Origin of the sequence: Pararhodobacter sp. (assembly GCF_036802785.1) — a bacterium.
Taxonomy (GTDB): domain Bacteria; phylum Pseudomonadota; class Alphaproteobacteria; order Rhodobacterales; family Rhodobacteraceae; genus Pararhodobacter.
The window spans coordinates 1-11,074 of record NZ_DAIRVN010000105.1 but is presented as its reverse complement, the minus strand read 5'-3'; the positions used below and the strand labels follow the sequence as shown (position 1 = coordinate 11,074).

Here is an 11,074-nt window from a genome sequence, read left to right as displayed (position 1 = left end):
CTGGGGGGAGGGGGATTAAGTGCAGGCTTCTGTTGCCAGGTGCCTGCGAACCCCGCCTTACGCGGCTAAGCGCAAGGGCTTAAGTTTCGGTAGTGTTACCGCTTACGCAGCAACAGCCACCGGAGCACGGTTGTCATTGGCAACTGTACTTGAGCACCGATAACGGTGGTAGCTCACCGGGACAAAGCAAACCCCTTTAGACGTTCGTCGATCCTGTTTCGGCCCCATGACCCGCCAAGACCGGGTTTTTGGTGGAGCCGCCGGGTACCGCCCCCGGGTCCGATCCGCGTATTACGAGCGCGTTTATGTCCATAGTACCCGTTGCCGGGCACAGGGGTAATATAGGCGCGCGCGCGGAGCTTCTCAAGCCCCCATATGGGGGGTGCGCTGCTCAGCCCTGCGCACGTTGTGGCACGCCGGGCAGGACGCAGAGCATCTCGTAAAGCAGGTTCGCGCCGGTCAGCGCGGTGTTGCCTGAGGGGTCATAGGGCGGCGAGACCTCGACCAGATCGGCGCCCACAAGGTTCAGCCCCGCGCAGCCGCGCACGATCTCCAGCCCCTGCCAGATGGTCAGCCCGCCGGGCTCCACCGTGCCGGTGCCGGGGGCGAAAGCCGGGTCGAGGCTGTCGATATCATAGCTCAGATAGACCGGCGCATCGCCGATGACAGTGCGGATTTCCGCCATCAGCGGCACCAGCGAGCGGTGCCAGCATTCCTCGGCCTGCACCACGCGCCAGCCTTTCTCGCGGCCCCAGTCGAAATCATCGGGGCCATAGCCGGTGCCGCGCAGGCCGATCTGGAACACCTTGTCATTTTGCAGGCAGCCATCCTCCCAGGCGCGGCGGAAGGGGCAGCCATGCGCGACCTTTTCGCCGAACATCTCGTCGTTGATATCGGCATGGGCATCGACATGGATCAGCGCGACCGGCCCGTGACGGGCCTTGATGGCGCGCAGGATCGGCCATGTCAGCGTGTGGTCGCCGCCCAGTGTCAGCGGGATGGTGCCGTGCGACAGCACCCCGGTATAGAACGCCTCGATGATGCCGACCGATTTCTTCAGGTCAAAGGTGTTGATCGGCACATCGCCGATATCGGCCACCTGAAGGTGGTCAAAGGGGGCGGCGCCGGTCGCCATGTTATAGGGCCGCAGCATGCGCGACTCGTCGCGGATCTGGCGCGGTCCCAGCCTTGTGCCGGGCCGGTTCGAGGTGCCGATATCCATGGGAATGCCGATGAAGGCCGCATCCAGCCCCTCGGCGCTGGCCTGCGTGGGCAGGCGCATCATCGTGGCAGGGCCGCCGAAGCGGGGCATGTCATTGCCGCCCAGCGGCTGGTTGAAGCGTTGGCTCATTTCGTCCTCATGGCAGGTGCAGGGTCTTCAGTTCCAGAAATTCCTCAAGCCCCGGCAGACCGCCCTCGCGCCCGTTGCCCGATTGCTTGTAGCCGCCGAAGGGGCTGCCATACTGATGCCCCGCGCCGTTGACATGGACCATTCCGGCGCGCAGCCGCGCCGCCACCCGCTCCGCGCGCGCGCTGTCGCCGGTCTGGATATAGGCGGCAAGGCCATAGGGCGTGTCATTGGCGATGCTGACCGCGTCTTCCTCGGTGTCAAAGGGGATCAGCACGGCGACCGGGCCAAAGATTTCCTCGCGCGCGATGGTCATCTGGTTGGTGACATCGCCAAAGACCGTGGGGCGCACGAAGTAACCACGGTTGAAGCGCTCAGGCCGCCCCGGCCCACCGGCCAGAAGCGTCGCGCCTTCCTCGATCCCGGTCTCGATCAGCTTTTGCACACGCTCATATTGCAGGGCGCTGACCAAGGGGCCGATGTGGTCGCCCTCCTGCATCGGGTCGCCCACCGCCTGCGCCTGCGCGGCCAGCACCGCCAGCGCGGCGACCTGATCATAGACCGAACGCTCCACCAGCAGGCGGGTGGGGGCGTCGCAGCTCTGGCCGGTGTTGTTGAACACTTCGGCAAGGCTGGCGGGCACACGGGTGGCGATATCGGCATCGGCAAAGATCAGGTTGGGGGATTTGCCGCCCAGCTCCAGCATGACCCGCTTGACGGTCGGTGCCGCATCCCAGCTGACCGCCACGCCCGCGCGGGTAGAGCCGGTGAAGGACATCATCGCCACATCCGGGTGGCGCGACAGCGCAGCGCCCACCTCGGCGCCGCTGCCGTTGACAAGGTTGAACACGCCGGACGGGAAACCGGCGTCATGGATCATTTCAGCATAGAGCATGGCGCTGAGCGGGGTCATCTCGGAGGGTTTGAGCACGCAGGTGCAGCCCGCCAGCAGCGCCGGAACCACCTTGAGAACGATCTGGTTCATGGGCCAGTTCCACGGCGTGATCAGCCCGCAGACGCCGATTGGCTCGCGCAGCAGCGTATCGCCATTGTCGAGCTTTTCGCGCCATTTGATACGGTCAAAGGCGCGCAGAAACCCCTCCAGGTGGCCCACGCCGACATCGGCCTGCTGATCGCGGCACATGGTCAGGGGCGCGCCCAGCTCCAGCGTGATCGCCTGCACCATCTCTTCATAGCGCGCGCGGTAGATCGCCAGCAGCTTTTCCGCCAGCGCGCGGCGCTCCGCGGGGGCGGTCGCGGCCCAGCCGGGAAATGCCGCATGGGCGGCGGCCACCGCGCGGTCGATATCCGCAGTGCGGCCCATCGAGATGGTGGCGACGGCCTCCTCGGTCGCGGGGTTGATCACCGCATGCTCATCGGGCGAGAGCGGGTCCACCCATTGCCCGCCGATATAGAACTGCCGCTTGTCGATCATGCCTTTTCCTCCTTTGCCTTCAGCCAGCCGGTGATGATCTGGCGGTGCCGCGCGCCCGAATAGCTGGGGAAATGCCCGCCATGGACCACGCGCACCGGCAGCGCCAGCAACCGCTCCATACTGGCGATGTATTGCGCCTGTTCAAGGGCGCTCGTGCCCTCGATCAGTTCGCCATCATAGACGATATCACCGGAAATCAGCACCCCCGTCGCCGCCTCCCACAGCGCAATTCCGCCGGGGGAGTGGCCGGGGGTATGGATCACCTCGAACCGGCGGTCACCCAGATCAATCATGTCGCCATCATGCAGCAGGCGCGTGGCCGGGGCGCCTTTGACCGCATAGCGGCTGGATTGGTAGGGTTCGGGCGGCAGGGCGGTGAAGATGTCATCGGTGACATATTTGTCGGAGAAGGTGTTTTCGCGGGTGGGCCGGGCCAGAATACCGGCCTCGGCTTCATGGCACAGGCGGCAGGGGAATTCATGGTGGCAGCCGATATGGTCGAAATGGGTATGGCTGGCGACGGCATCCAGCGGGCGTTCGCTGACCAGCGGTACCCATTCGCGCAGACTGACCACGCCCATGCCACTGTCCACCAGCATATCCCGGTCGCGCCCGCGGATATGCCAGATGTTGCAGCGATAGAATTCGACGATATGCGGCTCATCAATCCAGGTGATGCCATCGTCAAGGCGGCGCAGGCGATACCACTGATCAGCGCTTATGCGGACAAGGCTGCTCATGGGTGACCCTCCAGCAGGGTATGGGTGTGGGCGAATAAGGGCGTTTCCATACCCGGCTGCGGCTCAGCCCCCTGCGGCAGATGCGCGATCAGGCGCAGGTCAGGCGCGGCGAGCGGGGCGAAATGGCAGCGGTGGTGGGTGCCGAAAAAGGCGCTGTCCACCAGCCGGGCGGGGCCAAGGGGCAGGGCGGCCGGTTGGGTGCCGATGGCTTCGGGGCGGATACAAAGCGTCTGCGCGCCCGAAGCGGGCAGGGGCAGCGTGCCCAGCGGGGTGCGGAACGTGCCGCCGCCGCCGCCGCCGTCTCCGGTGCCGGGGATCAGGTTGATCTCCCCCATGAAGGCCGCCGAGAACAGGCTGCGCGGCGTCAGATAGACCGCGCGCGGCGGTCCCTGATCGCTGATGCGCCCGGCGTTCATCACCACGATCGTATCGGCAATCGCCATCGCCTCTTCCTGATCATGGGTGACATGGACAAAGGTGGTGCCTACCCGGCGCTGAATGGTCTTCAGCTCATCCTGCATCTGGCGGCGCAGCTTCAGGTCCAGCGCGCCCAGCGGCTCATCCAGCAGCAGCACCTGCGGATCGACGGCCAGCGCGCGCGCCAGTGCCACCCGCTGGCGCTGCCCGCCTGACAGTTCATGCGGGTAGCGCCCCCCGGCATCGGGCAGGCCCACCAGTTCCAGCATCTCCTGCGCCTTGCCCCACCGCGCCCGCCGCCCCATGCCGCGCATCCGCAGGCCGAAGCCTACGTTATCCAGCAGCGTCATATGCGGGAAAAGCGCGTAATCCTGAAACATGGTGGTGGTGGGCCGGTCCTTTGGCGCAACCCGCGTCATATCCTGCCCGCCGATATGCACGCTGCCCGAAGCCGGGGTCAGAAAACCGCCGAGGATCGACAGAAGCGTGGTCTTGCCGCAGCCCGAGGGGCCCAGCAGCACCACAAACTCCCCCGCCGCGATATCCAGCGACACGCCGTCAAGCGCGGTGAAGCTGCCGAAGGTCATGCGCAGATCGCGCAGTTCAACGCCTGCGGTCATGGGCGCGCCCGGCGAAAGACGGTCAGTTGCATGACGATCAGAACCCCCACGGAGACAAGGAAAACAAGGCTGCCGATGGCATTGGCGCGCGGTGTCAGGCCTGATCGCAGCAGCGACCATATCTCCACCGGCAGGGTGACATCGAAGCGGGTCAGGAGATAGGCGATGATGAATTCATCCCAGCTGAAGGTGAAGGCCAGAAAATACGCGGCCAGCATGGCGGGCGCGAGCATCGGCGCGGTGATCAGCGTCAGCACCTGCGCCTCGCCCGCGCCCAGATCGCGCGCCGCTTGCTCCGCCGCGCGCTGATGCTCACCCATCGAGGCGTAGAGGATCGAAAAGCACAGCGGCAGGTTGATCACCACATGGCCGATCCCGGCAGTCCAGAGCGACAGGCCCAGCCCGGCGCGGTTGAACAGCGCCAGAAGCCCCAGCGCGATGATCAGGTAGCTGACGGTCAGGGGTGCCACCAGCACCGCGCGAATCAAGAGCGTGCCGGGCAGGCGGTAGCGGGCCAGCCCCTGCGCGGCCAGAAACCCAAGGATCAGCGCCAGCAGCGACGAAAGGCTGGCCACCAGAAGCGAATTGCCCAGCCCTGACATCAGCCGCCGGTCGCCCAGCACATCGGCGTACCAGCGCAGGCTGGGGCCGTTGAAGGGCGGCACCGGCAGGCGGCCCTCCTGAAACGAGAACAGCACCAGCACCGCAACCGGCAGGAAGATGAAGCCGAACATCAGCGCCAGATAAAGCCACCCCAGCACCCGCATCAGACCCGCTCCAGCCGCAGCCAGCGCGCGCAGGCGAGGTAGGCCAGCGACACCACCGCCATCAGGATCACCGCCATCGCCGACGCCATCGGAAAATCGCCCCGCCGCCCCAGCTGCATCATGATCAGCTGCGGCAGTGTCAGCTCGTTATTGCCGCCCAGAATCTGCGGCGTGATATAGTCGCCGATGCACAGAACGAAGGTCAGGAAGGCGCCGGTCATCACGCCGGGCAGGGTCAGCGGCAGGATGACATGGCGGAAGGTGGCAAAACGCCCCGCGCCCAGATCGGCGGCGGCGCGGGCGTAGTTGGGCGAAAGCTGCACGAGGTTGGCATAGATCGTCAGCGTCAGCAGCATGGTGAAGAAATGCACAAAGCCGGTGACGGTGGCAAAGCGCGTGGCTGACAGGATCAGCGGCGCATCCACCAGCCCCGTCGCCACCAGCGCGCGGTTCACCACCCCGTTCTGCCCCAGCACCAGCAGCCACGCATAGGAGCGCACGACATAGGATGTCCAGAACGGCAGGATCGCCAGCACCAGCGCCAGCCTTTGCCAGCGCCGGGGCACCTGAAAGGCGATGATCCATGCCAGTGGGTAGGCCAGAAGCACCGACATCACGGTGACAATCGCGGTAATTTCCAGCGACACCACCAGACCGCGCAGCAGCGAAGGCTCGGTGAAGAAGCGCAGGTAATTGTCCAGCCCGAAACCGGGCGCCACCACCCGCCCTTCCAGCCGCGACAGGCTCAGCCCCACCATCAGCGCGAAGGGCAGCGCAAAGAACAGCGCCACCCAGATCAGGGCAGGGGCCACCAGCCCCCAGCCCGCCCGCCTTTCGCGGTTCTGCACCATGCGCTGCCCCCTTTCGCCGCTCAGTTCTGCAACATATCGGTCCACAGATCCTGCATCGCGCCATCCAGCGCGGCATCAGGCACCGGGTAGCGCTGGGCGCGGGCCAGATACCCTTCCTGCTCATCCCAACGCAGAATGGCGCGCTGCGCGTCGCTCAGATGCTCACCCGCTGCGGCATTCGCGGGCATCCCCCAGTAGCACGACGAGGTGGCAAGCCGCGCCTGCCCCTCGGGGCTGGCGATGTAGCGCACGAATTCCAGCGCCAGATCGGGGTTCTGGCTGTCGGCCAGCGCGGCGATGGACTGCGCCCAGAGGACAGCGCCCTGTTCCGGTATCGTCCAGTCCAGATCCGGGTTTTCATCGGCCAGAACGGCGGTCAGCCATTCGCCGCCGCCCACCAGAATATCCACCTCTCCGGTGGCCAGTGCCGTCTGGCTGGCGACCACCTCACCCACCTGCCGCGAGCGCGCGCGGAGATCAAAGAGCGACGCGCGCAGGCCTTCCAGCGCTTCAGCGTCCAGATCGGCGGTGTCGATCCCGGCATTGAGCGCCAGCATGCCCAGCACCGGCAGGTAATAGTCATAAATCGCAATCCGCCCGTCATAGCGCCCGGACCACAGCGCCGACAGATCGTTCATATCCGCCGGATCGACGGTGGCGCGGTTGAACGAGATTGTGTTGTAGCCGAATTTTTCGGTCACCGCATAGGTGACGCCATCGCGGGTGTTCAGGTCATCCATTACCAGTTCCGGGAAGAAATCGGCGGTGGGCAGCGCCTCGGCGGGCAGGGCAGCCAGCAGGCTCAGATCAACCGCGCGGTGCACATCGACCGCGTCGATCACCAGCACATCCCAGTCACCCGGGCGCGACTGCTCCAGAATGGACAGCCCCGCCGCCGTTCCCTCATATTCCCGCAGGTTGACGCGCACGCCATGCGCTTCCTCGAACGGGCGGATCAGCTCGGGGTCGGCATGGTCGCACCAGACCAGCGCATTGAGCGATTGCGCGGCAGCCGGGGCGTGAAGGGCAACCAGTGCGGTGGTGGCCAGCGCGCACAGGCGCAGCGCGTGGATGGAGCGGGGCATGGCAATTCTCCTCTGTTGGGCCTTTGCAGGCGTTGTTTTTAGAAAAAACTTGAGGCCGTTCATTTTTAAAGTCAATATCAAAATTCCGGAGGGGGAGAGCAGCGGAGTGACAGCGCCCATGGGATTGCGCGAAAGACAAAAGGCCGACCGCCTGCGGCGGATTCTGGAGGCCGCCAGCACACGGTTCCGCCGTCTGGGCTATGACGCGGCCCGCATCGAGGATATCGCCGAAGAGGCCGGTGTCTCGGTCGGCACGGTCTATAATTACTTCGGCAACAAGGGCGATGTGCTGGTGGCCATCGTCAGTGTCGAGGTTGAGGAAATTCTGGAAGAGGGGGCGCAACTGATCGCCGCCAGCACCGGCGATGTGGCCGAGGCGGTGGGGGCGCTGATCGGCCTCTATTACGACCATTCCCTGCATTATCTGAGCAAGGAGATGTGGCGCACGGCCATGGCGCTGGCCATCCGCAGCCCCGACACGCCGGTCAGCCGCCGCTATACGGCGCTGGACGCGCGCCTTGCAGGGCAGGTCTGCACGCTGATCGAAAGCCTGCAGACGCGCGGCAAGGTGCGCCCTGAGATCGACGCGACGGCGGTGGGCACGCTTCTGTTCAACAACCTTAACATGATGTTCATCGAGTTTGCGAAAGATGAAGAGCAGAGCCTGTCAGAGCTGAAGGCGCAGGTCTCCTGGCAGAACGCCCCCTTGCTTCGCCTGATCGCCGCACCGGACCGGCCCGCAACGCCGCCGGGCTGAACCAGCGCAGACTGGCCACCGGACAGGGGCTTTTCCCGGCTCTGCGCGCGCCGCGCCGGGCACGATTATCCGTTGACTCAGCCCGGCGCATCAGCCCTATTCACCCCCACCGCCCGGAACAGCCGCGCACTGCGCTTCCGGGTTGGCCTGTTGAACGGAGGAGAACCGCAGATGACCCTACATAAAACCGCGCTTGCCGGTGCCCTTTTCGGTGCGCTCGTCGCAACCCCGCTTCTGGCGCAGACCGAGATCAAGATCGGCTATGCGCTGGCCCCTGAATCGCATTACGGCGTTGCCGCCAACCGCTGGCAGGAACTGGTGGAAGAGCGCACCGAGGGCCGCTATGTCTTTCGTCATTTCCCCTCGTCCGGTCTGGGCGGTGAGCGCGAGGTGATCGAGGGCGTGCAGCTTGGCACCGTCGAGGCCACGATCGTTTCCTCGGGCACGCTGGCCAATTTCGTGCCGGAAACCGGCGTTTTCGACATCCCCTTCCTGTTCCGTGATCTCGGCCATGCCCGCCGCGTGCTGGACGGACCCATCGGTCAGGACATCCTCGCGCAGTTCGATGATGTCGGGCTGGTCGCGCTGGCCTGGGGTGAGCAGGGCTTCCGGCATATCACCAACAACCGCAACCAGATCGCCAGTCCTGAGGATATGGCCGGCATGCGCCTGCGCACCATGGAAAACCCCATCCACCTGACCGCCTTCCAGACGCTGGGCGCCGCGCCCACGCCGATGGCATGGCCGGAAGTGATCGGCGCGCTGCAGCAGGGCACCATCGACGGGCAGGAAAACCCGCTGTCGGTGATCGTCTCGGCCAGCCTGAATGATGTCCAGCAATACCTGACCATCTCGGGCCATGTCTATTCGCCCGCGATGCTGCTGGTGTCGCCCATGGTCTGGGATACGATGACCGAGGAAGACCAGCAGATCTTCCGCGAAGCCGCCGCCGAGGCCGTCGGCGCCATGCGCGGCTTTGTCGATTCCGTCGAGGAAAGCGGGATGGAAACGCTGCGTGAGCGCGGCATGGATGTGGGCCAGCTTTCAGCCGAAGACCGCGCCGCCTTCCAGGAAGCGCTGGCCCCCGCCTATGAGCAGTATTACACCAGCTATGACCGCGACCAGATCGAAGCGATCATCGCGACCGAGTAAGCGCTGCCTGAACCCCTGCGCCCCGGCGGCCAAACCGCCGGGGCCAATGCACTGAACCGCCCGATGTCCCTGTTCCGCCAAGCCGAACGCGCCTTTGTTGCCCTCAATGCCTGGGCGGTGATCCTGTGCCTTGTGGCGATGTCCTCGGTGGTCTTCACCAATGTCGGCCTGCGCTACCTTTCCGGCCAGTCGATCCCCTGGGCGGATGAAGTGGCGCGCTACCTGATGATCTGGATGACTTTTCTTGCAGCCGGTCTGGTGCTGCGTCAGGGTGGGCATGTCGCCATCACCAATCTGCATGACATATTGCCCATCCGCGCGCGCATCGCGCTCAGGGCGGCTATCGTTCTGCTTCTGCTGTTCTTTTTTGCCTATATGGTGGTGGTCGGGCACCAGTATATGAACCGGATGGGCCGCCAGCTTACCCCGGCCACCCGCATCTCGTACTGGTATATCTATCTCGCCATGCCGGTGGGCTTTTCGCTGCTGATCGCGCATCTGCTGCTGATCGCGCCGCGCTTCATCCGCGCGGGTGAGCATGTGGGCGCGGATGAGGGCGCGCTGATCGGAGGGCAAAATGGCTGAGATCCTGTTCGCCGCGCTCTTCGGCCTGCTGGTGCTGGGTGTGCCGGTGGCCTTTGCCATCGCCATCGCGGCCTTTCTGGCGCTGACCTTCGGCTCGCGCTATCCGGCGATTGTCATCGTGAAAGAGATGTTCTCGGGCATCGACAGCTTCCCGCTGCTGGCGGTGCCGTTCTTCATTCTGGCGGCCGAACTGATGACCGGCGGCGCGATGACCCATGCGCTGCTGCGCATGACGGTGCGCTATATGGGGCATCTGCGCGGCGGGCTGGGCTATGCCAACGTGGCCTCCTCCACCATGTTCGCGGGCATCTCGGGCTCGGCGCTGGCCGATGCGGCGGGGCCGGGCGCGATGATGATCCGCATGATGGAGGCGGGGGGCTATCCGCGCGCCTATGCGGGGGCGCTGACCGTCTCGGCGGCGGTGGTGGGGCCGATCATCCCGCCGTCGATCATCATGATCATCTACGCCATGCAGGATGAGCGGGTCTCGGTCGTGGCGCTGTTCATGGCGGGGATCGTTCCGGGCCTGTGCATCACCGGCGGCATGCTGGCCGCCAACTGGTGGATGAGCCGGAAGCGCGGCTATATCGGCAGCGAGCCGCGCGCCGACTGGGGGGAGCGGGGGCGCGCGACGCTCTATGCGCTGCCGGCGGTGGGGCTGATCGTGCTGATCATCGGCGGCATCCGGGCCGGTGTCTTCACCCCGACCGAGGCCTCGGTGATGGCGGTGGCCTATGCGCTTTTGTGCGGCATGTTCGTCTATCGCTCGCTCAGGCTGCGCGACCTGCCCGCGCTCTTGCTCAGCGCGGCGCTGGTCAGCGCGGCGGTGCTGCTGATCCTGGCGGGCGCGCGCGCCTTCGCCTGGATGCTGATCATCGAGGGGGTGCCGCAGGCGCTGGCAGGCTATATCGTCGCGCTCGATCTGCACCCGGTCGTCTTCCTGCTGGCGGTGAATGTGCTGTTGCTGCTCTTTGGCCTGTTCCTTGATCCGATGCCGGGGGTGATGATCCTTGTGCCGATCCTGGCGCCCATCGCCTTCGCGCTGGGGATTGATCCGATCCATTTCGCCATCGTGGTGATCGTCAACCTGACCATCGGGCTGACAACGCCGCCGGTGGGCAGTCTGTTGTTCGTGGTCTCGGCGGCGGTCAAACTCAAACCGACCGCACTGATCCGCGAATTGCCGCCCTTCTTTCTGGCCAATTTCGTGGTGCTGATGCTGCTGACGTTTGTGCCGTTCCTGTCCACCTGGCTGCCCCGCGCCAGTGGCTTTTGACCCCGCCTTCATCTTGCCGGAAATACGCTGGGGGGTGAATT

The 11,074-nt window shown here is 65.3% G+C and carries 11 protein-coding genes and 1 other RNA gene; 4 read left to right on the top strand and 8 right to left on the bottom strand.

What is annotated here, in order from left to right:
• Window positions 1–18: 18 nt before the first annotated feature.
• From ssrA to V7Q53_RS22100, 8 genes are all read right to left on the bottom strand, one after another.
• Window positions 19–371, bottom strand: a transfer-messenger RNA (tmRNA) gene (ssrA, locus tag V7Q53_RS22135).
• A 20-nt stretch (window positions 372–391) separates the two neighbouring features.
• On the bottom strand, window positions 392–1,351 hold the full coding sequence (gene speB, locus V7Q53_RS22130) for an agmatinase (RefSeq protein ID WP_333831063.1): 960 nt from the start codon (window positions 1,349–1,351) through the stop codon (window positions 392–394).
• A gap of 7 nt (window positions 1,352–1,358) precedes the next feature.
• Entirely contained in the window at window positions 1,359–2,783 is a 1,425-nt protein-coding gene (locus V7Q53_RS22125; RefSeq protein ID WP_333831062.1) for an aldehyde dehydrogenase family protein, read from the bottom strand.
• On the bottom strand, window positions 2,780–3,523 hold the full coding sequence (locus V7Q53_RS22120; RefSeq protein WP_333831061.1) for an MBL fold metallo-hydrolase: 744 nt from the start codon (window positions 3,521–3,523) through the stop codon (window positions 2,780–2,782). Before V7Q53_RS22120 ends, V7Q53_RS22125 begins: the two co-directional genes overlap by 4 nt.
• Window positions 3,520–4,560 carry an ABC transporter ATP-binding protein gene (locus tag V7Q53_RS22115; protein WP_333831059.1) on the bottom strand — a complete coding sequence of 347 codons (1,041 nt, stop codon included), beginning with the start codon at window positions 4,558–4,560 and terminating at the stop codon, window positions 3,520–3,522. Before V7Q53_RS22115 ends, V7Q53_RS22120 begins: the two co-directional genes overlap by 4 nt.
• Window positions 4,557–5,327: an ABC transporter permease gene (locus V7Q53_RS22110; RefSeq protein ID WP_333831057.1), complete on the bottom strand. Its 771-nt coding sequence runs from the start codon at window positions 5,325–5,327 to the stop codon at window positions 4,557–4,559. Before V7Q53_RS22110 ends, V7Q53_RS22115 begins: the two co-directional genes overlap by 4 nt.
• Entirely contained in the window at window positions 5,327–6,178 is an 852-nt protein-coding gene (locus tag V7Q53_RS22105; protein ID WP_333831056.1) for an ABC transporter permease, read from the bottom strand. The genes V7Q53_RS22110 and V7Q53_RS22105 overlap by 1 nt, the downstream gene beginning before the upstream one ends.
• 20 nt (window positions 6,179–6,198) lie before the next feature.
• On the bottom strand, window positions 6,199–7,263 hold the full coding sequence (locus V7Q53_RS22100; protein WP_333831055.1) for an extracellular solute-binding protein: 1,065 nt from the start codon (window positions 7,261–7,263) through the stop codon (window positions 6,199–6,201).
• Between the two features lie 106 nt (window positions 7,264–7,369).
• On the opposite strand from V7Q53_RS22100, the gene V7Q53_RS22095 reads away from it, so the two are divergent.
• From V7Q53_RS22095 to V7Q53_RS22080, 4 genes are all read left to right on the top strand, one after another.
• Window positions 7,370–8,020 (top strand): TetR/AcrR family transcriptional regulator, encoded by a 651-nt coding sequence (locus V7Q53_RS22095; protein WP_333831054.1) that lies wholly within the window; start codon window positions 7,370–7,372, stop codon window positions 8,018–8,020.
• A gap of 171 nt (window positions 8,021–8,191) precedes the next feature.
• On the top strand, window positions 8,192–9,172 hold the full coding sequence (locus V7Q53_RS22090; RefSeq protein WP_333831053.1) for a TRAP transporter substrate-binding protein: 981 nt from the start codon (window positions 8,192–8,194) through the stop codon (window positions 9,170–9,172).
• A gap of 63 nt (window positions 9,173–9,235) precedes the next feature.
• On the top strand, window positions 9,236–9,757 hold the full coding sequence (locus V7Q53_RS22085) for a TRAP transporter small permease (protein ID WP_333831052.1): 522 nt from the start codon (window positions 9,236–9,238) through the stop codon (window positions 9,755–9,757).
• Window positions 9,750–11,033 (top strand): TRAP transporter large permease, encoded by a 1,284-nt coding sequence (locus V7Q53_RS22080; RefSeq protein ID WP_333831051.1) that lies wholly within the window; start codon window positions 9,750–9,752, stop codon window positions 11,031–11,033. The genes V7Q53_RS22085 and V7Q53_RS22080 overlap by 8 nt, the downstream gene beginning before the upstream one ends.
• The last annotated feature ends 41 nt before the right edge of the window (window positions 11,034–11,074 follow it).